This is a genomic window from Saccharopolyspora antimicrobica (genome assembly GCF_003635025.1).
GTDB classification, from domain to species: Bacteria; Actinomycetota; Actinomycetes; order Mycobacteriales; family Pseudonocardiaceae; genus Saccharopolyspora; species Saccharopolyspora antimicrobica.
In genome coordinates this window covers 3,192,107-3,213,660 of record NZ_RBXX01000002.1, presented here as the reverse complement: position 1 = coordinate 3,213,660, position 21,554 = coordinate 3,192,107, and the positions used below count along the sequence as shown (strand labels likewise).

General features: G+C 70.6%; 20 protein-coding genes and 3 tRNA genes. 13 read left to right on the top strand and 10 right to left on the bottom strand.

Translation table 11 applies throughout. The features are described 5' to 3' along the window. Positions 1-49 precede the first annotated feature (49 nt). The 5 genes from ATL45_RS15665 to ATL45_RS15645 are packed head-to-tail and all read left to right on the top strand — an operon-like array spanning position 50 to position 4,261. Positions 50-319, top strand: coding sequence for a hypothetical protein (locus ATL45_RS15665; protein WP_093145634.1), 270 nt, complete (start codon positions 50-52; stop codon positions 317-319). A gap of 30 nt (positions 320-349) precedes the next feature. Continuing rightward, positions 350-1,357, top strand: a complete 1,008-nt coding sequence (locus tag ATL45_RS15660; RefSeq protein WP_093145633.1) for a bifunctional DNA primase/polymerase — start codon at positions 350-352, stop codon at positions 1,355-1,357. A 29-nt stretch (positions 1,358-1,386) separates the two neighbouring features. Further along, complete coding sequence (locus ATL45_RS15655) at positions 1,387-2,643, top strand: DUF3631 domain-containing protein (protein ID WP_246025366.1); 1,257 nt, start codon at positions 1,387-1,389, stop codon at positions 2,641-2,643. Then, positions 2,640-2,936: a helix-turn-helix domain-containing protein gene (locus ATL45_RS15650; RefSeq protein ID WP_093145631.1), complete on the top strand. Its 297-nt coding sequence runs from the start codon at positions 2,640-2,642 to the stop codon at positions 2,934-2,936. Before ATL45_RS15655 ends, ATL45_RS15650 begins: the two co-directional genes overlap by 4 nt. Positions 2,937-2,947: 11 nt before the next feature. Beyond that, positions 2,948-4,261 (top strand): tyrosine-type recombinase/integrase, encoded by a 1,314-nt coding sequence (locus ATL45_RS15645; RefSeq protein ID WP_093145630.1) that lies wholly within the window; start codon positions 2,948-2,950, stop codon positions 4,259-4,261. Positions 4,262-4,327: 66 nt separating this feature from the next. Here the strand turns inward: ATL45_RS15645 and ATL45_RS15640 are convergent. The 5 genes from ATL45_RS15640 to ATL45_RS39655 all read right to left on the bottom strand — a co-directional run bounded on the left by ATL45_RS15640 (position 4,328) and on the right by ATL45_RS39655 (position 5,898). Next, a tRNA-Phe gene (locus ATL45_RS15640) sits at positions 4,328-4,401 on the bottom strand. Between the two features lie 29 nt (positions 4,402-4,430). Continuing rightward, positions 4,431-4,507: transfer RNA gene (locus tag ATL45_RS15635), tRNA-Asp, on the bottom strand. 24 nt (positions 4,508-4,531) lie between these two features. Then, positions 4,532-4,604, bottom strand: a tRNA-Glu gene (locus tag ATL45_RS15630). Between the two features lie 336 nt (positions 4,605-4,940). Next, positions 4,941-5,516, bottom strand: a complete 576-nt coding sequence (locus tag ATL45_RS15625) for a TetR family transcriptional regulator (protein WP_093145629.1) — start codon at positions 5,514-5,516, stop codon at positions 4,941-4,943. Between the two features lie 142 nt (positions 5,517-5,658). Next, positions 5,659-5,898 carry a hypothetical protein gene (locus ATL45_RS39655; protein WP_093145628.1) on the bottom strand — a complete coding sequence of 80 codons (240 nt, stop codon included), beginning with the start codon at positions 5,896-5,898 and terminating at the stop codon, positions 5,659-5,661. A gap of 218 nt (positions 5,899-6,116) precedes the next feature. Here ATL45_RS39655 and ATL45_RS15615 point away from each other — a divergent pair, with 218 nt between their 5' ends. Together ATL45_RS15615 and ATL45_RS39650 are read left to right on the top strand one after the other, a co-directional pair. After that, positions 6,117-6,338 carry a heavy-metal-associated domain-containing protein gene (locus ATL45_RS15615; protein WP_093145627.1) on the top strand — a complete coding sequence of 74 codons (222 nt, stop codon included), beginning with the start codon at positions 6,117-6,119 and terminating at the stop codon, positions 6,336-6,338. A 296-nt stretch (positions 6,339-6,634) separates the two neighbouring features. After that, positions 6,635-7,069, top strand: a complete 435-nt coding sequence (locus ATL45_RS39650) for a hypothetical protein (RefSeq protein WP_246025365.1) — start codon at positions 6,635-6,637, stop codon at positions 7,067-7,069. A 268-nt stretch (positions 7,070-7,337) separates the two neighbouring features. Here the strand turns inward: ATL45_RS39650 and ATL45_RS15600 are convergent, their stop codons facing one another. The 3 genes from ATL45_RS15600 to ATL45_RS15590 all read right to left on the bottom strand — a co-directional run bounded on the left by ATL45_RS15600 (position 7,338) and on the right by ATL45_RS15590 (position 12,320). Next, positions 7,338-8,495, bottom strand: coding sequence for an acyl-CoA dehydrogenase family protein (locus tag ATL45_RS15600; RefSeq protein WP_093147121.1), 1,158 nt, complete (start codon positions 8,493-8,495; stop codon positions 7,338-7,340). A 2-nt stretch (positions 8,496-8,497) separates the two neighbouring features. Further along, positions 8,498-10,594 (bottom strand): acetyl-CoA carboxylase biotin carboxylase subunit, encoded by a 2,097-nt coding sequence (locus ATL45_RS15595; RefSeq protein WP_093145625.1) that lies wholly within the window; start codon positions 10,592-10,594, stop codon positions 8,498-8,500. 112 nt (positions 10,595-10,706) lie between these two features. Then, a complete protein-coding gene (locus ATL45_RS15590; protein ID WP_093145624.1) occupies positions 10,707-12,320 on the bottom strand; it encodes a carboxyl transferase domain-containing protein in 1,614 nt (537 codons plus the stop codon). Positions 12,321-12,408: 88 nt separating this feature from the next. On the opposite strand from ATL45_RS15590, the gene ATL45_RS15585 reads away from it, so the two are divergent. Next, entirely contained in the window at positions 12,409-12,981 is a 573-nt protein-coding gene (locus ATL45_RS15585; protein ID WP_093145623.1) for an SACE_7040 family transcriptional regulator, read from the top strand. Between the two features lie 7 nt (positions 12,982-12,988). Here the strand turns inward: ATL45_RS15585 and ATL45_RS15580 are convergent, their stop codons facing one another. Next, entirely contained in the window at positions 12,989-14,362 is a 1,374-nt protein-coding gene (locus ATL45_RS15580; RefSeq protein ID WP_093145622.1) for an MFS transporter, read from the bottom strand. An 83-nt stretch (positions 14,363-14,445) separates the two neighbouring features. Here ATL45_RS15580 and ATL45_RS15575 point away from each other — a divergent pair, with 83 nt between their 5' ends. The 3 genes from ATL45_RS15575 to ATL45_RS15565 all read left to right on the top strand — a co-directional run bounded on the left by ATL45_RS15575 (position 14,446) and on the right by ATL45_RS15565 (position 17,504). Continuing rightward, positions 14,446-15,213: an AraC family transcriptional regulator gene (locus ATL45_RS15575; RefSeq protein WP_093145621.1), complete on the top strand. Its 768-nt coding sequence runs from the start codon at positions 14,446-14,448 to the stop codon at positions 15,211-15,213. Positions 15,214-15,282: 69 nt separating this feature from the next. Then, positions 15,283-16,980 carry an aa3-type cytochrome oxidase subunit I gene (gene ctaD / locus ATL45_RS15570; RefSeq protein ID WP_093145620.1) on the top strand — a complete coding sequence of 566 codons (1,698 nt, stop codon included), beginning with the start codon at positions 15,283-15,285 and terminating at the stop codon, positions 16,978-16,980. A 62-nt stretch (positions 16,981-17,042) separates the two neighbouring features. Continuing rightward, a complete protein-coding gene (locus ATL45_RS15565) occupies positions 17,043-17,504 on the top strand; it encodes a MarR family winged helix-turn-helix transcriptional regulator (protein ID WP_093145619.1) in 462 nt (153 codons plus the stop codon). Positions 17,505-17,524: 20 nt separating this feature from the next. Here the strand turns inward: ATL45_RS15565 and ATL45_RS15560 are convergent, their stop codons facing one another. Continuing rightward, entirely contained in the window at positions 17,525-18,931 is a 1,407-nt protein-coding gene (locus tag ATL45_RS15560) for an arylsulfotransferase family protein (RefSeq protein ID WP_093145618.1), read from the bottom strand. A gap of 366 nt (positions 18,932-19,297) precedes the next feature. On the opposite strand from ATL45_RS15560, the gene ATL45_RS15555 reads away from it, so the two are divergent. Further along, positions 19,298-20,494 (top strand): MFS transporter, encoded by a 1,197-nt coding sequence (locus ATL45_RS15555; protein WP_093145617.1) that lies wholly within the window; start codon positions 19,298-19,300, stop codon positions 20,492-20,494. Positions 20,495-20,677: 183 nt separating this feature from the next. Beyond that, positions 20,678-21,514: an aldo/keto reductase gene (locus ATL45_RS15550; protein WP_093147120.1), complete on the top strand. Its 837-nt coding sequence runs from the start codon at positions 20,678-20,680 to the stop codon at positions 21,512-21,514. Positions 21,515-21,554: the final 40 nt, after the last annotated feature.

The following is a 21,554-nucleotide window of genomic DNA, read 5'->3' as shown; positions in this document are numbered from 1 at the left end:
GGCTCGCGCATCGCCCGACACCACGAGACGACAGAGGGAGTCCGCACCCATGGGTCAGCACCACGACACCCACAGCACCAACCTGCTCGCCGACGCCGTGCTGCCGCGCCGCTTCGTCCTGCACCGCGTCGAGGACGTCAGCGGCTCGTCCGGCACCGGCCTGGTCGCCTACGGCGTGCAGTGGTTCGACGGGACTGCCGTCCTGCACTGGAACCACGCCATCCGCTCCACCGCGATCTACGCCTCGATCACCGAGCTGGAAGCCATCCACGGCCACGAGGGCCGCACCCGCGTCGTGTTCACCGACCCCGAGAACTGAGCCAACCCGCCCGAAAGGAGATGAACCATCGTGACGACTCCGCTGCACGTCGCCAGCTGGCTGGCCAGCCACGGCCTGTACGTCTTCCCGCTGCGGCCGTTCTCCAAGCGCCCGTTCGGCAACTGCTCGCACTGCCGGGCCGACGAGTGCACCCCGGCCGAGTGCGAGTGCCTGAACGCCGACCGGCCCTGCCACGGCCTGCTGGCCGCGACCACCGAGCCCGAACTGATCCGGCGGTGGTGGGCGCGGACCCCGCGCGCCAACGTCGGCATCGCCACCGGCCCGTCCGGGCTGGTCGTGCTCGACCTCGACCGCAAGGACAAGCCCCCGGCACCCGCCGCGCACGACGTGCCGGACGTCGTCGCCGACGGGTTGGGAGCACTGCACGCCATCACCACGGCCGAGGGCGTGCAGTGGCCCGACACCCTGACCATCGCCACACCGTCGGAGGGCAGGCACCTGTACTTCCGTGCCGACGGTGCTCAGGTGCCCAGCGACGCCACCGGCCGCGTGGGGCACCAGATCGACATCCGGGCCGAAGGCGGCTACGTCGTCGCTCCCAGCTGCGAGACCGCCGCGCCGCCGGAAGACGCCTTCGGTGCCTACAACCGGGTGTCGACCACCACCGAGATCGGGCCGCTGCCCGAGTGGCTGCGTTCCCGAGTCGTCCTCCCGGCCCCACGCACGCTCACCACGCCGAAAGCTCTCAACCTCGGCGGAATCCAGCCCGGCAGCCACGCTCGCGGCTACTGGGACCAGGTTTGGGACGGCGAGCTGCACAAGGTCGAGACCCTCGACGGTGAGCGCTGGCGGATCGTCTACAACTCCGCGCGCCGCCTGGCCAACCTCGCCACCCACGACCACGCCCCGTGGAGCGAGCTCGACGTCATCGAAGCCCTGGTGGCCGCCGCGGTTCGCCGCCGCCAGCGCACCGGCAAGCCGATCGAGCAGGCCACCGCCCAGCGCAACGCCTCCCGCGGCTGGCAGCGCGGCATCCACGACGGACCGGACTCCCTGCGCGGCTTGGCCACCGCATGACCACCCACGCCAGCACCGGAGGAAGCACCGTGACGCCACAACCCGCCGACGCCCACCAGGGCGCGGCCCTGCTCAACGAGCTCCACGCCGCGCTGACCCGCTACGTCATCCTGCCCACCCCGCAGGCCGTCGACGCGGTCACGCTGTGGATCGCCGCCACCCACGCCCAACCCGCCTGGGCTCACGCGCCCCGGCTGGTCATCCGCGCCCCGGAGAAGCGCTGCGGCAAGTCCCGCCTGCTCGACGTGGTCGAGGCGACCTGCCACGAACCGTTCATCACCGTCAACGCCTCGCCCTCGGCGGTGTACCGGTCGATCACCGAGGACCCGCCCACGATGCTGGTCGACGAGGCCGACACCATCTTCGGCCCGGATGCCGGCAACAACGAGGACTTGCGCGGCCTGCTCAACGCCGGACACCAGCGCAACCGGCCCGCCAAGCGCTACGACGCCGCCGCCGGACGCGTCGAGTCCATCCCCACCTTCGCCATGGCCGCCCTCGCCGGGATCGGCGCGATGCCCGACACCATCGAGGACCGCGCCGTCATCGTCCGCATGCGTCGCCGCGCTCCCGGCGAAACCGTCGCCCCGTACCGCATCCGGCGAGACCGGCCCGTGCTGGCCAGCATCGCCCAGCGCCTCGAACGCTGGCTCCGCGCCGACCTCGCCGCGCTTGAAGCCGCCGAACCGGCGATGCCCGTAGAAGACCGCGCCGCCGACACCTGGGAACCGCTGATCATCGTCGCCGACCACGCCGGTGACGACTGGCCGCACCGGGCCCGTCAGGCCGCCGTCGATCTGCTGGCCGAAGCAGCGGGAGGCGACCAGGGATCCGTCCGCACCCGGCTGCTCGTGGACTGCCGCACCGCCTTCAGCGGCCAGGCCGCGATCTCGACCGCCGAGCTGCTGAACAAGCTCAACGCCGACCCGGAATCGCCGTGGCCCAGCTACGGCAAGACCGGGCTCAACGCCGCGAAGCTCTCCAAGCTGCTCGGCGAGTTCGACATCCGCTCGGGCAACGTCCGGTTCCCCGACGGCAGCCAGGCCAAGGGCTACCGCGCCAGCGACTTCCACGACGCCTGGACCCGCTACTGCCCCGCAGACGAGGGCAAGCCGTCCCAGCCGTCCCAAGCGTCCCCGCCCAGCTCAGCGCGGGACGGCCTGACCCTCTGGGACGGCACCAGCCGTCCCACCAACTCCAGCCGTCCCGCCCTGACCTGCATCGGGACGGATGGGACGGCTGGGACGGCCACCCCGCCCATCACCAACACCAAGGGGGTCGCATGACCGCGAACACCACCCAGCTCGCCGCCGCCCTCGCGACGCTCGCGGCCCTGCTCGTCGAGCAGCCGACCCCCGAGACCCCGGAGGCCGAAGCGAAGGTGCACACGCTGCCGGGCCGCGTGCTGCTCACCGTTGAAGAAGCCGCCCAGCAGCTCGGCATCGGCCGGACCAAGGCCTACGAGCTGGTGAAGTCCGGGGAGATCGAGTCCGTCCAGATCGGCAGGCTGCGCCGAGTTCCGCGAGCGGCCATCGACGGCTACGCCGCACGGCTCGTCTCCCAGCAGAACGCCGCGTGAAGGGATCAACTGTGGACGAGAAGAACACCCGCAACCCCAACGGTCGATCGAGCATCTACTTCGGTAGTGACGGCTACTGGCACGGCCGGGTCTCGATGGGAATCGGTGACGACGGCAAGCCCGACCGCCGCCACGTGAAGCGCAAGGACAAGGACGCGGTCGTCGACGAAGTCAGCAAGCTCGAACGGGAACGGGACTCCGGCAGCGTCCGGAAGAAGGGGCAGCCCTGGACGGTCGAGCGGTGGCTGACGCACTGGGTGGAAAACATCGCGCCGCTGACCTGCCGGTACAAGACGATGCGGGGCTACCAGACGGCGGTGTATCGGCACCTCATCCCCGGGTTGGGGGCACACCGGCTCGACCGGATCCAGAACCACCCGGAGTACTTCGAGAAGTTCTACCTGCGGATGATCGGTTCGGGGCTCAAACCCGCGACGGTTCACCAGGTGCACCGGACCGCGCGGACGGCCTTCGGGGAGGCCTACAAGCGGCAGCACATCCTGCGGAACCCGGTTTCGATCGCCAAGGCACCCCGGGTGGAGCCAGAAGAGATCGAGCCGCTTGACGTCGAAGAGATGCAGCTGGTCATCAAGGCCGCCCTGGAGCGCCGCAACGGCGTCCGGTACGTCATCGCCTTGGCGATCGGCACCCGGCAGGGCGAATCGCTCGCGCTGAAGTGGCCGCGGCTGAACCGGAAGAAGCGCACGCTGCGGATCGCCAAGGCGCTCCAGCGTCAGACCTGGAGGCACGGCTGCTCCGACCCGAACCGATGCGGCGCGAAGTACCACAAGACCAAGCCGTGCAAGGACGGCTGCAAGCGGCACAAGCGGACTTGCCCGCCGCCATGCCCGCCGGACTGCACCGATCACGCCCGTTGGTGCCCGCAGCGAACCGACGGTGGGCTGGTCGAGGTCGACGTCAAGTCGAAGGCTGGACGTCGGACAGTGACGCTGCCCGATGAGCTCTTCGAGCTGATTCTCCGGCATGAGAAGGCGCAGGCCGCCGAGCGGGAGCACGCTGGCACCGAGTGGCACGACGGCGAATGGATGTTCACCCAGCCCAACGGCAAGCCGATGGACCCGCGCAAGGACCTGGACGACTGGAAGGAGATCCTCTCCGAGGCCGGGGTCCGCGAGGCGCGGCTACACGACGCGCGGCACACCGCCGCCACCGTCCTGCTGGTCCTCGGCGTCCCGGACCGGGTCGTGATGGAACTGATGGGCTGGTCGTCGGTCACCATGAAGCAGCGGTACATGCACGTCATCGACTCCGTCCGGAAGGACGTGGCTGACCGGCTGAACGCCTACTTCTGGGGCACCGACTGAGACCCGATCTGAGACCCAAAACGGCCCCACCGGGTCCGGTGGGGCCGTTTTGGCTGGTCTGAGCGGTGGCCAGGGGCGGGGTCGAACCGCCGACCTTCCGCTTTTCAGGCGGACGCTCGTACCAACTGAGCTACCTGGCCGATAGCGTCCGGCTTCATGCCGTTCGCCTTGGCGACCCAGACGGGACTCGAACCCGCGACCTCCGCCGTGACAGGGCGGCGCGCTAACCAACTGCGCCACTGGGCCATGCTTGCTGTATTCAGTTGTCCGTACCCCCAACGGGATTCGAACCCGCGCTACCGCCTTGAAAGGGCGGCGTCCTAGGCCGCTAGACGATGGGGGCTTGGCCGATTCGGAACCGACCCGGCCTTGCCTCCAACCGGCTTTCCCTTTTCAGGTCCGCTCCGTTGGCGTTGAAGAAAGCTTACGACATGCCTCCAGCGGGCCCAACGCAGGGGGGTCACTTAAGCCGGAGCACCCCTCCGCAGGCCCCTCCCGGCGCCCGCGCTCGACCGCCAGACTACCGACTTGACCTGGCTATTTCGACACTCAATCAGGTTCGGCGGCGACACGCCCCAAGGGTCGGCCGACGCCCACCAGGAGGCGGATCGTGGCGGAAAATCCGACAAAACGACCAACGCTGGAAAATGTGATCCGGGACTCATGATCGGCCGGTGATTTACAGCCGCAGCTCGCCTTCCCGGGCGACCCCGGCGAGCAGCACCCGCCAGGCCTCGGCGACCCGTTCCGGCAGGTCGGCGAAGTCCGGGTCGACCGTGTGCGTGCCGACCAGGGCCGCGTAGGCCACCCGGGCCACCGCAGCCGGATCCGCACCGGGTTGCAGCTGGTCCGCTTCCGCCGACTCGTGCAGCAAGCGGTCGATCAAGCCGTCCCAGCCGTCGGTGACCGCACCGACGCGCCGGCAGGCGAGCAGCAGCCCCGCGCGGAGGACGACGTTCTGCTTCAGCCTGCGGGCCACCTCGACCGTCAGGCCGACCGCCGTCGACAGCGGGTCCCGGTCGCGTTCCAGCCATTCCCGCCGCAGCTCGGCGAGCCCGGCCGCGTAGTCCGCGACCAGCGCTTCGGCCACCGCCTCCTTGGAGGAGAAGTGGAAGTAGAACGCTCCCTTGGTGGTCCCGCTGCGCCGCAGGATCGCGTTCAGCGCTGCGGCCTCGTACCCGACCAGGTCGAACTCCGTCGCCGCCGCAGTGAGGATGGCGCGGCGGGTGAGCTGCGCCCGGTGCTGCTTCGGCATGGCTCGGCTCCGGCGGGCAGACGTTCGCCGATTCCGCTCTTCCGAGCGATGAGACCCACGAACGGTTGATCAACACTGCCACCGGAAGTTACCCCGGCCCGAGGCGTCGCGCCCGCCGGGCGACGCCTCCGCGCGGCTCCGGTCAGCGGGTGACCGGAGGCAGTCCGTCGTCGTCGGGAGCCAATCCCAACATGTCCAGCAGGAGTCTGCAATCTTCCGCGTCCTCTGCCCCGCGAGCGACCGCCATCCGCGCCTTGTGCACTTGCTCCGGCGAGATCCGCGAGGGCTCGCCAGCACGCGGAGCGGGCACTGCGGGCGACTGCCGCGAGGCTCCGTCCTCCTGCTGCCACAAGAACTTCCGTACGTCCAGCGACCCGTACATGACGCCTCCCCGGCCTCGGGTTCCCGGCGCAGGCTATCCACAGGTTGTCCACACCCGCAGCCCCCCACAGAGTGATTTGACTTCGACGCTGAGTAATCACTCTCCGGGGTCACGATCCACTTCGGATGCTCGCGCGCCGCCGGACTCCTGATTTGATCGTCCACACCGGACGGAAAGCCCCCATCCGCGCGGTCCGGTCAACTCGGGAAGGAACTCGCATGAGCAGTCGAACGTTCACCGTCGGAGGCATGACCTGCGGCCACTGCGCCCGATCGGTCACCGAGGAGCTCTCCGAGCTGCCCGGTGTCACCGACGTGCAGGTGACGGTGGCCAGCGGGCAGGTGTCGGTGCTCAGCGAGCAGGAGCTCAGCCGCGACGAGGTCACCGCGGCGATCACCGAGGCCGGCTACACCATCACCGACTGGCCCGGCGCGAACTGACGCATTTCGGGCAGCTAGCACGTCGAACCGTGCGCAAGACCGCCGACCGGGCCCGCCCGGGAAGCGCCGGACGCACGAATCGTGCGTCGAAAGCTCCCCAAGGCCGCTCGTCGCGTGCCACAATCGGGTCGCTGACACACCCCCGGTCAGCACTTGTGGAGATCCCCTCCGGCCCCCGCGTTCGTCCCCCTGACGCGGGGGCCCTCCGCTTCTCACGGCCCGTCGCGAGGCCGACATCCGCGGTGACGGGCCTCACAGGGATTCGCGCGTCGCAACCCAACCGTTATCGTGGGCACGTGGCTCTAGGACGAACCAAGACCAGCCGTCGGCAGAAGACGGCCGAACCGGCCGAACCCGATCACGAGTTCGAGTCGTACCTGGCTGCGCTGGCTCCGGAGGAAGACGTCGAGTCCACCGGGTCCGGCCGCCGCTTCGGCGCGGCGCAGGTCCACCAGCTCCGGCTGCCCCTGATGGCCAACGAGCGGCTCAAGGAGCTCGCGGCCAAGCAGGGCACCTCACCGGCGACCCTCGCCAGGGACTGGGTGATGCAGCACCTGGCCATGGAGGACGAGCAGCAGCAGCCGCCCGCAGCGCCGCAGGCGCAGTCGGCGCCGATGTGGCCCGACCAGGACACCCAGCAGGACTTCCGGCCGGTGGCCGAGCCGGTGCAGCGCGGTGACGTCGAGCAGACCGAGGAGATCACCGTGCCGCAGAACCGCTTCCGGCACTGAACCGGCACCTGGACGAACGACGTCCCACCGACCCCGGGGCACCTGGGTCGGTGGGACGTCCGCTTTTCGGGAGCCTCGGGCTCGTTGGTTCGGTCTTTGTCCTTTGAAGCTGCGAAGCCGCTTGACCCGCCCTCGCAGCTCGCACCGCCGCGGGTTCTCAGAGGTCGCCTGGCGAGGACAGCCCGTTCGCCGTGTACCGGACAACGGGATCCCGCAGCCAGGCGGCCTCTGAGGTTCCGCCACGCAAAACGAGTTCGTCAGATGCGCCTCAGGCCGGTAATCCGAGCTCCCTCGCGATCAGCATGCGCTGCACCTCGCTGGTTCCCTCGCCGATCTCCAGGATCTTGGCGTCGCGGTAGAAGCGGCCGACCGGCGTTTCGTTCATGAACCCGTAGCCGCCGAAGATCTGGGTCGCGTCGCGGGCGTTGTCCATCGCCGCGTTCGACGAGGCCAGCTTCGCGATCGCGGCCTGCTTCTTGTACGGCTCGCCGCGCAGCATCCGCGATGCCGCGTCGTAGTAGGCCAGGCGCGCCGTGTGCGCGCGCAGCTCCATGTCGGCGATCTTGAACTGCATCGCCTGGTACTCGCCGATCTTGCGGCCGAACGCCTCGCGCTCGTCGAGGTAGCGCAGGCACTCGTCCACGCAGCCCTGGGCGAGGCCGACGCCGACGGCCGCGATCGCCACCCGGCCCTCGGTGAGCGTGGCGAGGAACTGCGCGTAGCCGCGGCCCCGCTCGCCGAGCAGGTTCCCGGCGGGCACCCGGCAGTCGTCGAAGGACAGCGCGTGGGTGTCCGAGGCGTTCCAGCCGACCTTCGAGTACTTCTTGGCGACCTCGAACCCGGGAGTGCCCGATGGCACGATGATCGTGGAGATCTCCTTGCCGCCGTTCGGCTTCTGGCCGGTGACCGCGGTGACCGTGACCAGCCCGGTGAGGTCGGTGCCGGAGTTGGTGATGAACGCCTTGGAACCGTTGATCACCCACTGATCGCCGTCCAGCACCGCGGTGGTGCGGGTCGAGCCTGCGTCGGAACCGCCGCCCGGCTCGGTCAGGCCGAAGGCGCCGAGGATCTCGCCGCGGGCCAGCTTCGGCAGCCAGGTGGCGCGCTGCTCGTCGTTGCCGAAGCGGTAGATCGGCATGACGCCCAGCGACACGCCCGCTTCCAGGGTGATCGCCACCGAGGAGTCGACGCGGGCCAGCTCCTCCAGCGCCAGGCAGAGCGCGAAGTAGTCGCCGCCCATGCCGCCGTGCTCCTCCGGGACCGGCAGGCCGAACAGGCCCATCTCGCCCATCGTGCGCACCAGCGGGTACGGGAATTCCTCGCGCTCGTAGTAGTCGCCGATGACCGGAGCGACTTCCTTGCGGGCGAAGGTCTGCACGCTGTCGCGCAGGGCTTCGTGCTCCTCGCTGAGCCGGTGGTCCACCATCACTAAGCCTCCTTCTTGGTCCCGGTCGCGTCCGACGGGGCGGTGAGGACAGCCAGCGGCTGGTCGAGCCCGACCGACTGCCCCTTCCTGACGTGCACTTCGGTGACGACGCCGTCGATCGGGGCGGTGATGGTGTGCTCCATCTTCATCGCCTCGACGACGAACAGCCGCTGTCCGCTGGTGACCTGCTGGCCCGCGGAGACGTCGGCGACCAGCACCGTGCCCGGCATCGGGCTGGTCACCGCTCCGCCGGACCGGCCGCCCGCCGCGCCGCGGTCGGCGAGCAGCCGGTGCTCGGCGAGCGCCCAGGTGCGGCCGTCGGCGGCGAGCCACGTGGTGCCGTCCACGTGCGCGAACCGGTAGCGGCGGGTCCGGCCCCGGTAGGTGACGGTCAGCGCGTCGCCGTGCGCCTCTGCCGATGCCCGGTGTCTCGCAATTTCCATTGAAGTTGGACGTCCAATTTCAATGGAAATTGCGGATTCACCGCCAGCACCGGACTCGATGGAGACCTCGGCGTCGCGGGCACGGCCGCGGATGCGGACCTCCACCTCGTCGCCGTCGGCGGCGAAGCGCCAGGTGCTCCACGCCGACTCGCCGAGGCGCCAGCCGTCGGGGACGTCCCACGGGTCGACCGCGGTGCCGGTGGGTTCCGCGGCGAGCAGCCGCTCCAGGGCCGCGGCCGCGTAGACCTCGTCGGGCGTGGTCTTGCTCTCGGCGATCAGCGCGTCGAGTTCGCGCTCGACCAGGCCGGTGTCGAGGGCGCCCTCCTGCACCTGCTCGTGCCGCAGGAGCGCGCGCAGGAATGCGACGTTGGTCTGCAGGCCGAGGACCGCAGTGTCGCCGAGCGCCTTGTCCAGGCGGCGCAGCGCGTCGGTGCGGTTCGGGCCCCAGGCGATGACCTTGGCCAGCATCGGGTCGTAGTCCGAGCCCACCCGGGCACCCGGGCGGATGCCGGAGTCCACCCGCACGCCCGGGCCCGTCGGCTCGTGGACGGCGAGCACGTCGCCGCCGGTCGGCAGGAAGTTGCGCGTCGGGTCCTCGGCGTAGACGCGGGCCTCCACCGCGTGCCCGTCGAGCGCGATGTCCTGCTGGGTCCAGGGCAGCGGCTCGCCCGCCGCGACCCGGACCTGCTGCTCGACGAGGTCGATGCCGCGCTGCCCGCCGACGGTGGTGACCAGCTCGGTGACCGGGTGCTCGACCTGCAGGCGGGTGTTCATCTCCATGAAGAAGAACTCGTCCGGCCGGTCCGCGGAGACGATGAACTCCACCGTGCCCGCGCCGACGTAGCCCACCGAGCGCGCCGCGTTCACCGCCGCGGCACCGATGCGGGCGCGGGTCGCCGCGTCGAGCAGCGGCGACGGGGCCTCCTCGATGATCTTCTGGTGGCGCCGCTGCAGGCTGCACTCGCGTTCGCCGAGGTGCACGACGTTGCCGTGCGCGTCGGCCAGCACCTGGACCTCGATGTGCCGGGGGCGGGCCACGAAGCGCTCCACGAACAGCGTGTCGTCGCCGAAGGCGGAGCGCGCCTCACGCCGGGCCGAGGCGATCTGATCGTCCAGAGCGGACTCGTCGTGGATCAGCCGCATGCCCTTGCCGCCGCCGCCCGCGGAGGGCTTGAGCAGCACCGGGAACCCGATCTCGAGCGCCGCCCGGCGCAGGTCGGCGTCGGTCATGTCCGGTTCGCTGCGGCCGGGCACCACCGGGACGTCGGCGGCCGAAACCGTCTGCTTGGCGCGGATCTTGTCGCCCATCGACTCGATCGCGGTCGGCGGTGGGCCGATGAACTCGATCCCGGCGTTGGCGCATTCCTTCGCGAAGGCCGCGTTCTCGGCCAGGAACCCGTAGCCGGGGTGGATCGCCTGGGCACCGGTGCTGCGGGAGGCGTCCAGGATCCGCTTGCCGTCGAGGTAGCTCTCGGTGGCCGCGCTCGGTCCGATGTGGACGGCTGTGTCGGCTTCCCGGACGTGCCGGGCATCGCGGTCGGCATCGCTGTACACGGCCACCGAGCGGATGCCCAGCTCGCGCAGCGTCCGGATCACCCGGACCGCGATCTCGCCCCGGTTCGCCACCAGCACCGCGTCGAAGTGCTGCATCGTCATCCCTTCGCCTCGCACGGCAGAAACCCAACGTTTGGCCTGGTCGTCCTCCGTGAGCACTTTCTGCCGCTATGGCAACGGAAAGTGCTCACGGGACCTGAGCAGCGCATACCGGTCACATCCGGAAGACGCCGTAGGAGACGTCCTCCAGCGGCGCGTTGGCCGCCGCCGAGATCGCCAGGCCGAGGACCGTGCGGGTCTGCTTCGGGTCGATGACCCCGTCGTCCCACAGGCGGGCCGTCGCGTAGTACGGGTGGCCCTGGTGCTCGTACTGGTCGCGGATCGGCTGCTTGAACGCCTCCTCCGCCTCGACCGGCCAGTCCTCGCCGCGCGCGTCGAGCTGGTCGCGGCGGACCGTGGCCAGCACCGATGCCGCCTGCTCACCGCCCATCACCGAGATCCGCGCGTTCGGCCACATCCACATGAAGCGCGGCGAGTACGCCCGGCCGCACATCGAGTAGTTGCCCGCGCCGAAGGAACCGCCGATCACCACGGTGAACTTGGGTACGCGGGCGCAGGCCACCGCGGTGACCATCTTCGCGCCGTGCTTGGCGATGCCGCCGGCCTCGTACTCCTTGCCGACCATGAAGCCGGAGATGTTCTGCAGGAACACCAGCGGGATCGAGCGCTTGTCGCACAGCTCGATGAAGTGCGCGCCCTTCAGCGCCGACTCGCTGAACAGGATCCCGTTGTTGGCGATGATGCCCACCGGGTGCCCGTGGATGCGGGCGAAGCCGGTGACCAGCGTCTGGCCGTACTCCTGCTTGAACTCGGCGAACCGGCTTCCGTCGACGATGCGGGCGATCACCTCGCGCACGTCGTAGGGCGTGCGGCTGTCGGTCGGGACCACGCCGTAGAGCTCGTCCGGATCGGCCACCGGGGCTTCGACCGGCGCGACGTCCCAGGGCCGGGGCGCGCGCGGGCCGAGGGTGCTGACGATGGAGCGGACGATGCGCAGCGCGTCGGCGTCGTCGGCGGCCAGGTGGTCGGTGACGCCGGAGGTGCGGCTGTGCAGCTCGCCGCCGCCCAGCTCCTCGGCGGTCACCTCGGCGCCGGTCGCGGCCTTCACCAGCGGCGGGCCGCCGAGGAAGATGGTGCCCTGGTCGCGGACGATCACCGCCTCGTCGCTCATCGCCGGGACGTAGGCGCCGCCCGCGGTGCACGAGCCGAGCACGGCGGCGATCTGCGGGATGCCGCGGGCCGACATCGTCGCCTGGTTGTAGAAGATCCGGCCGAAGTGCTCGCGGTCGGGGAACACCTCGTCCTGCCTGGGCAGGAACGCGCCGCCGGAGTCCACCAGGTACAGGCAGGGCAGGTTGTTGTGCAGCGCGACTTCCTGCGCCCGCAGGTGCTTCTTCACCGTGAGCGGGTAGTAGGTGCCGCCCTTGACCGTGGCGTCGTTGGCCACCACCACGCATTCGCGGCCGGAGACCCGGCCGACGCCGGTGATGATGCCCGCCGAGGGCGCCTCGTCGTCGTAGAGGCCGTGCGCGGCCAGCGGCGAGAGCTCCAGGAACGGCGAGCCGCGGTCGAGCAGCGCGTCGACCCGGTCGCGGGGCAGCAGCTTGCCGCGCTCGACGTGCCGGATCCGGGCCTTCTCCGGCCCGCCGAGGCGAGTGCGGGCGAGCTGGGCGTTGAGGTCCTCGACGAGCTTCGCGTGCTGCTCGGTGTAGCGGGCGAACTCCGCCGAGTCCGGATCCGCGGTCGTGCGCAGGGCGGGCGCATCCATGCGGGGCACACCTTCCACCGGAGGTTAGTCATCGTTAACGCGACCGATGTTAACGATGACTAACCCGGTTCGTCTAGCATCGACTCCGATGCCCACCGATTCAGCCAAGCCGTCCCGCCGCGAGCAGATCCTGGCCGCGGCGGCGGAGAAGTTCGCCCGCGCCGGTTTCCACGGGGTCGGCATCGACGACATCGGCAGCGCCGTGGGCATCTCCGGGCCCGCGCTGTACCGGCACTTCCGCAGCAAGGACGCGATGCTGGCGGAGCTGCTGACCGGGATCAGCGACCGGCTGCTGCGCGGCGGCCAGGACCGCGTCGGCGAGGCGGCCGACGCGCACGACGCGCTGGACCGCCTGGTGCGCTGGCACGTCGAGTTCGCCCTGGGCAACCCGGCGCTGATCACCGTGCACATGCGCGATCTGGACAGCCTCGCCGACGACGACCGGCACAAGGTCCGCGAACTGCAGCGCAGCTACGTGGAGGTGTGGGTGGACGTGCTGTGCCGGATCCGCCCGGAACTACCGCGCCCGACGGCCCGCGCGGCGGCGCACGCGGTGTTCGGCCTGATCAACTCGACGCCCTACAGCGCACACCTGGACACCGATGCGATGTCCCGCCTGCTGCACGCGATGGCCCTCGGCGCCGTCGAACGCGCCATCTGAGGTCCCGTCAGACGCGGTCGCTCTCACGGAGCAGCGCCGCGACGAGGACAGCGCCGATGACCAGGAGCGCGGCGGCGACGGTGAGCGCGAGGGAGAAGCCCGAGGTGCCTCGGCTGGTGGCCAGCGGGACCAGCACCGCCAGCCCCACCGCGCCACCGATCTGCTGGACGCAGTTCAGCAGCGCCGAACCGAGTCCCGCGTCCCGCTCGGTGGTGCCCGACACCGCGGCGACCGCCAGCGCGGGATGGCTCAGCCCGCACCCGATGCTCGTGATGAGCATGCCGGGCAGCACGCCAGTCGCGTAGTCGGTACCGGGCGCCACCCCGGAAAGCAAGACCAAGCCGATCGCGCTGATCAGGAACGACACCGCGAGAGAGCGGCGCACGCCGAGCCGGATCACGGACCGGGAGGACAGCCACATCCCGGCGAGGATGCCGGCGCCGTAGGGCAGGTAGGCGAGCCCGGCCGTCAGCGGCTGGTAACCGAGCACGGTCTGCAGGTGCAGCATCAGCAGGAAGGCCATCCCGAAAAAGGCCCCGGAGAACAGCAGCGACGCGGAGTTGGCGACGGCGCGGACCCGGTGCGCCAGGAAGGCCATCGGCACGAGCGGCGCAGCGGCGCGGGACTCGACCACCGCGAACGACACCGCCAGTACCGCGGCCAGCGCGAGGGCGCCGACCGCCACCATGTCCCACCCCGATTCCGCGGCCCGGAGCAGGCCGAAGACCAGCGACAACAGGGTTCCGGTGCCGAGCACCGCACCCGGCACGTCCAGCCGGTCCGCGTTCCCCGCCCGGCTCTCCGCGACCAATCGCGGGAGCAGCGCGAGGGCGGCGACGGCGACCGGCAGGTTGATCAGGAAGATCCAGCGCCACGACGCCAGGTCGGTCAACGCACCGGAGATCACCAGGCCAGCCGTACCGCCCAGCGCGGCGATGCCACCCCAGATGCCGAGCGCTCTGGCGCGTTCCCCGGTGCCGGGGAACAGCAGGGCGATCAGCGCCAGCGCGGCGGGTGCGGACATGGCAGCGCCCGTGCCCTGGGCGAACCGACCGACCACCAGCTGCCAGGGCTCCTGCGCGATGCCGCAGACGAGGCTCGCCGCACCGAACACCACCACCCCGCTCAGGAACACCCGCCGGCGGCCGAACCGGTCCGCCGCGCGGCCGAACAGCAGCAGGAGACCGCCGAACGAGAGGAAGTAGGCGTTGACGACCCAGGTCAGCCCCGCGGCGCTGAAGCCGAGATCGGCCTGGAGGCTCGGCAGCGCGACGTTCACCACGGTGTCGTCGAGGACCAGCATGAACTGCACGAAGCACAGGACCACCAGCGCCGGTCCACGGCGTCCGGTGACCGCGGACGTGCGGTGATCGACTGTCATGGGGCGACGCTATGCAGCGGCCGGGTTGTCCGCGATGCGCAACGAGGCCGAAGGATGTCGTGTTGCGGCCATATCCTGCGGGCATGACCTCGTACGCCGCTCCGACCGGGATCGGGGCGATCGTCGTCGGGCACTTCCCGCTGGCGTCCGGGCAGTGGTTCTCCGCGCACAGCCACCCGCAGCACCAGCTGGCGTGGACCCGCAGCGGCGTGCTCAGCGTCGCCGTGGACGACGTCCACTGGGTCCTGCCGCCCACCCGGGCGCTGTGGCTGCCCGCTGGGGTCGTGCACCGGACCGGCGCGACCCGCGACGCGGTGCTGAGCGGCGTCTACTTCGAACCGGACCACCCGGGCAGCCCGGACTGGACCGAGCCGACTCCCGTCGTCGTCGACGGGCTGCTGGCCCAGCTCATCGCCCACCTCGGCCGGGACGACCTGGCCGACGACGCGCGGCTGCGGGCCGAGGCGGTCGTGTTCGACCTGCTGCGCCCGCTGCCGGTCACCCCCATCGACGTGCCGAGTCCGGTCGACGAACGCGTCCGGGTCGTGGCGGACGCGCTGCTCGCCGACCCCGCGGACCGGCGGGGCCTGGAGCTGCACGCCCGAGCTGCCGGGGTGAGCCGCCGCACCCTGTCCAGGCTGTTCGTCCGCGACACCGGCATGTCCTTCGACCGCTGGCGAACTCACGCGCGGCTGCGCGCCGCGCTGGCCCTCCTCGCCGAGGGTCAGCCGGTGTCGCGGGTCGCGCACGCCGTCGGGTACGCGACGCCGAGCGCGTTCCTCGCCGCGTTCAAGCGAACCGTCGGGACCTCTCCCCGGCGCTACCTCGGCAACGACGCCCACGGCCGGTGATTGCCGGGGCGCGGGAGTGGGTAGGAACAGGGACACGGCCAGCCCGGACCCGAGCCGCTGGAGGCGTGGATGGCCAGCACCTGGGTCGAACCCAAACCGATCCCCACGCGAGCGCGGACCACGCGGCGGCAGCGCAAGGGCGAGCACCTCGTGCCGTGGCTGCGCACCACCGATCCCAAGCAGATCGGGATCCTGTACCTGCTCACGTCGTTCGCCTTCTTCATCGCGGGCGGCGTGATGGCGCTGCTGATCCGCGGCGAGCTGGCCTCGCCGGGGCTGCAGTTCCTCTCCCAGGAGCAGTACAACCAGCTGTTCACCATGCACGGCACGGTGATGCTGCTGCTGTTCGCCACCCCGGTCATCTTCGGCTTCGCCAACGTGGTGCTGCCCCTTCAGATCGGGGCGCCGGACGTGGCGTTCCCGCGGCTGAACGCGCTGTCGTACTGGCTGTTCCTGTTCGGCGGGCTGATCGTGATCAGCGGGTTCGTGCTGCCCAACGGCGCGGCCGACTTCGGCTGGACGGCGTACGCGCCGCTGTCGCGCTCGTTCAGCCCGGGGCCCGGCGGGGACGTGTGGGCGGCCGGGCTGATCGTCAGCGGGCTCGGCACGATCCTCGGCGCGGTCAACATGATCACCACGCTGGTGTGCCTGCGCTGCCCCGGCATGACGATGTGGCGGCTGCCGATCTTCTGCTGGAACGTGCTGGCCACCAGCCTGCTGGTGCTGATGGCGTTCCCGGTCCTGACCGCGGCGCTGTTCGGGCTGCTGATCGACCGGCACCTCGGCGGGCACGCGTTCGACCCGGCCAACGGCGGCGCGATCCTGTACCAGCACCTGTTCTGGTTCTTCGGTCACCCGGAGGTCTACATCGTGGCGCTGCCGTTCTTCGGCATCGTCACCGAGATCCTGCCGGTGTTCAGCCGCAAACCGCTGTTCGGCTACACCGGGCTGGTGCTGGCCACGATGACGATCATGGGCCTGTCCATGATCGTGTGGGCGCACCACATGTTCGCCACCGGCGCGGTGCTGCTGCCGTTCTTCTCCTTCGCCACGTTCCTGATCGCGGTGCCGACCGGCATCAAGTTCTTCAACTGGATCGGCACCATGTGGCACGGCAGGGTGACCTTCGAGTCGCCGATGCTGTTCTCCATCGGGTTCCTGGTGACGTTCCTGCTGGGCGGGCTGACCGGGGTCATCCTGGCCGCGCCGCCGCTGGACTTCCACGTCACCGACACCTACTTCGTGGTGGCGCACTTCCACTACGTGCTGTTCGGCACCATCGTGTTCGCGGTGTTCGCGGGCGTGTACTTCTGGTTCCCGAAGATGACCGGCCGGATGATGGACGATCGGCTGGGCAAGCTGCACTTCTGGCTGACCTTCGTCGGGTTCCACCTGACGTTCCTGGTGCAGCACTGGCTGGGCGGCGAGGGCATGCCGCGCCGCTACGCCGACTACCTGACGACCGACGGGTTCACCGCGCTGAACGTGGTCTCCACCATCGGCGCCTTCGTGCTGGGCGGCTCGATGCTGCCGTTCCTGTACAACGTGTTCAAGAGCTACCGGTTCGGGACGGTGGCCGGGGTGGACGACCCGTGGGGGCACGGGAACTCGCTGGAGTGGGCGACCTCCTGCCCGCCGCCGCGGCACAACTTCACCTCGCTGCCGCGGGTGCGCTCGATCCGCCCGGCCTTCGAACTGCACTACCCGCACATGGCCGAGCGCCTGGAGGCCGAAGCGCACGTCACGCTGCGGCGCGAGCGCCGGTGAGGCTCCGCTTCGGGTGATCGGCAGCATCCGGCGGCCGGGCGGGCCGGTGGTTAGATGCTCGCGTGGCCGCTGAATCCCCGGGGATCGCGTTCCTGCTCAGCCAGCTCGGCGCGCATGCCGCGACGCAGTTCGGCGCGCGCGTCGAGGAGCTCGGGCTGACACCTCCGCTGGTCGGCGTGCTGCGGATGATCTCGGCCCAGCCGGGCCTCAGCCAGCAGCAGCTGGCCGGCGAGCTGGGCCTGCTGCCGAGCAAGGTGGTTGCCTTCGTCGACGACCTGGAGCGCCGCGGTCTGGTCACCCGCACGCGCGGCACCCGCGACCGGCGCGTCCAGCACCTGACCCTGACCACCGAGGGAACCGAGCTGCTGGGCGAGGCGATCGAGGCGGGTGCGCAGCACGAGGACGCCTTCTGCCAGGCCCTGGCCCCGGACGAGCGGGCGCAGCTCAAAGCGCTCCTGGAGCGCTTGGCCCGCAGCCACGAACTGGCTCCGGGCGTGCACCCCGGCTACCGCTGGATCCGCTGACCCGGCCTAGAAGCCAGAGATCACGAGCTCTTGACGACCTCCGAGCGGGCCAGCACCTGGCCGTTGGCGTCGAGGGCTTCGACCGCCGCGTAGTCCTCCGCAGTCGGCAGGTCGGCGGCGGTTTCGAAGCCCGTCCTCGGGACGTCCGCGACCGGCTGGAGCTGGTCCGGCGCCGAGCCCGCGAGGACGCGCCAGGTGCGGGCCTCGGTGGCGCCGTTCCAGCTCGCGTACACCGTCGGAGTCCCGTCGTCGGCGTTCATCGCCGCCACCGGGGGCTCGGTGGGCGTGCCGGTCCAAGGCAGGCGGAAGGCCCGGTAGGACGGCATGTTGTCGCCGAACGAGCCGTGCAGCGCCACCGCGCCGGTCTCGTCGAACTCGGTGAACTCCGGCTGCGATCCCCAGCCGACGAAGCTGTTGCCGCCGGCCAGCACCTGGTGGCCGCCCTGGCTGACGCTCGTGGTGCCGCCGGGGTGGGTGAAGTCGCGCACCACGCGGGCCGTGCGCGCGGCCTGGTCGACTTCGAGGACCAGCGCCCGGGAGGCCGGTCCGGGCTCGCTGGCCGCGTTGTCGAACAGGCTCATGGTGCCGTCCGGGTGCCAGCGCGCGTCGTGCTGCCGCCCGAACACCGCGTCCGGGTCGAGCGCGAAGTCGCTGCGCTTGCCGCCGAGCCGCCACTGCACCCCGCCGGTGGCGCGGTCCAGCTGGTAGATCGCATCGGTGTGGCGCGCGGAGATCAGCAGGTTGCCGTTCGCGTCCTCGGTGACCGAGTTGAGGTGGATGTAGCCGTAGGGCGCCGCGGGATCCTCCGGGACCGGCACCGTCGACTCGTCGAGCGCCACGTGGTCCAGGCTGCGCCAGTCGAACAGCACCTCACCGGTGGCGATGTCGATCTCCTGCACGACGCCTTCCACGACGGGCCGGTCGAGCTGCACGGTGCGGTAGGCGATCAGCAGCGCCGTGTCGCGCGGCGTGATGATCATCTCGTGCAGGTCGGCGCGCAGGCCGCCGCCCGCCCGGACGGTGCCGACCTGCTGGTAGGAGCGGTCCAGCAGGACGTACTCGCCCTCGCCGTAGCCCGGCCGCGGCGTGCCTTGCCACCAGGTCAGCACCGGTTCGCCTCGGTAGGTCTGGGCCTTGAAGTCCATCGTGAACAGCTTGGCGCCGTCGCCGACCGGCTGGAACCAGACGGGCTGGCCCGCGTCGTCGATGATCATCGGCCCGCTCTGAGCGGCGGTGCCGTGCGGCGCGAGGAAGATGCTGCCGGGTTCGGTGCCGTTGGCCGGGGTGTCGATCCGCACCACCGGCGGGCTCAGATCCGGTCTGGTGATGAAGCGGTGCGGCTCCGGTGGCGCGGCCGCGCCAGAGGCGGTGCTCGCCACCAGCAGTGCCAGCGCCGCGAACACGACCGCGACGACCTTCGAGCGCATCGGCCCCTCCGTGGAGAACGGGGATGGGTCGCGTCGAGGGCTATCACCGGGCGACTCGCGGTAGGTAGTCAGTTGCGAAAAGTTTCCACGTTTTCCCCGTTTGCCAGATCGCACAGCGCGAGCGGCGCGGAAATGTGCGGAACGCACCGCTTCGTATCCACAGTGGACGGACGATTTCGGGACCAGAGCTGAACGTGGCGCGGTTCATAACCGGTTCAGGAACACCGGGGCACCGGGATACTGTTGAGCACAACTGGGAACGCCTGCGTGAGCCGTTCCACCTCCCCGCCCCGACGAGCCGCTCCGGCGTGCGCGCGGCGGGGCGATCGCACACCGTCCGGCACGTTCCGTCTCAGGGGGATTTCCTTGCCCATTGCCCTGTTGGCCCTGGCCATCGCCGCATTCGGGATCGGGACGACCGAGTTCGTGATGATGGGCCTGCTGCCCGAGGTCGCCACCGATCTGCAGGTGTCCATCCCGGACGCGGGCGGCTACATCTCGCTGTACGCGCTCGGCGTGGTGATCGGTGCGCCGGTGCTGACCATTCTCGGCATGCGCGCCCGGCGCAAGGCGATGCTGCTGAGCATGCTGGTGCTGTTCACCGCCGGGAACCTGTTCTCCGCGTTCGCCCCCACGCACGAGCTGCTGCTGACCGCCCGGTTCGTCGCCGGGCTGCCGCACGGCACGTTCTTCGGCATCGGCGCGGTCGTCGCGGCCGGGCTGGTCGCCGCCGACAAGCGCGGGCAGGCCATCTCGATGATGTTCATCGGCCTGACGGTGGCCAACATCGTCGGCGTGCCGATCGGCACGCTGCTCGGCCAGGCGCTCGGCTGGCGCTGGGCGTTCGGCCTGGTCGCGGTGATCGGCGTGGTCGCGCTGGCCGCCGTCGCCGCGCTGGTGCCCGCCCAGCCCAAGCCCACCGACGTCAGCCTGCGCGGCGAGCTGCGCGCGTTCCGCCGCCCGCAGGTGTGGCTGGCGTTCGCCGTGGTGGTCTTCGGCTTCGCCGCGACCTTCTCCTTCTACAGCTACATCAAGCCGGTGCTCACCGACGTGACCGGCTACTCGGCGACCGCGGTCACCCCGCTGCTGGCGCTGTTCGGCGTCGGCATGACCGTCGGCACCGCGCTCGGCGGGCGGCTCGCCGACCGCAACCCGATGCAGACGCTGTACGTCTTCCTCACCGCGCTCGCCGCATCCCTCGGCCTGTTCGTGTTCACCGCGCACAGCGCCGTGCTGGCGCCGATCACCGTGTTCCTGATCGGCGCGACCGGCTTCGCGGCCATCCCGAGCATCCAGGCGCGGATCCTGGACCAGGCGAAGGAAGCACCCGCGCTGGGCTCGGCGAGCATCCAGTCCACCTTCAACATCGCCAACTCGCTGGGCGCCTACCTCGGCGGCCTGGTCATCGCGGCCGGGCTGGGCCTGACCGCGCCGAGCTGGGTCGGTGCCCTGCTGGCCATCGTCGGCCTCGGCTTCGCGCTGCTGTCGGGCTGGCTGGACCGCCGCCCGCGGTCCACCGGGACGGTCGCCGCGCAGCCCGCCGAGGCCGTCGAGATCGGCTGACCGGGTGCCACACCGGTCACTCGCGGAACTCTTTCTGGGCGATCGCGCGGTGGGTGAAATACGGTGGCCTGCGGTACGGACCACACCGCGTGGCGGGAATCCACGATCGACTGGATCGGTTCCACCTGGTGCCGGCTCCTCGGAGCCGGCGACGAACGCGATACGGCGGAGGACATCACCCACATGACTCAGGTTCCGAACATCACGCTGAACACCGGCGCAGCGATGCCGCAGCTCGGCTACGGCGTCTTCCAGGTGCCGGCCGACGAGGTCGTCGCACCGGTGAAGTCGGCGCTGGAGGCCGGTTACCGCAGCATCGACACCGCCGCGGTGTACGGCAACGAGGAGGGCGTGGGCCGGGCGATCGCCGAATCGGGCATCGCGCGCGAGGACCTGTTCGTCACCACCAAGCTCTGGAACGACAAGCAGGGCCACGACAACGCGCTGAAGGCCTTCGACGAGAGCCTGGAGCGGCTCGGCCTGGACTACGTCGACCTGTACCTGATCCACTGGCCGGTCGCCGCCAAGGACAAGTACGTCGACACCTGGAAGGCGTTCCAGAAGCTGTACGACGAGGGCCGCGCCAAGGCGATCGGCGTGTCGAACTTCCAGGTCCCGCACCTGCAGCGGCTGCTCGACGAGACCGACGTGGTGCCCGCGGTGAACCAGATCGAGCTGCACCCGAACCTGCCGCAGGCCGAGCTACGCGCGTTCCACGCCGAGCACGGCATCGCCACCGAGGCGTGGAGCCCGCTCGGCCAGGGCAAGGGCCTGCTGGACGACACCACGCTGGCCTCGCTGGGCGAGAAGTACGGCAAGAGCCCGGCGCAGATCGTGCTGCGCTGGCACCTGCAGCTGGGCAACGTCGTGATCCCGAAGTCGGTCACCCCGTCGCGGATCAAGGAGAACACCGAGGTCTTCGACTTCGAGCTGGCCGACGACGACGTCGCGGCGATCACCGCGCTGCGCACCGACGTCCGCGTCGGCCCGGACCCGGACACCTTCGCCGCCGGCGCCTGACCGGCCCGACCCGACGGCCCGCCCCGCCACTCCCGGCGCG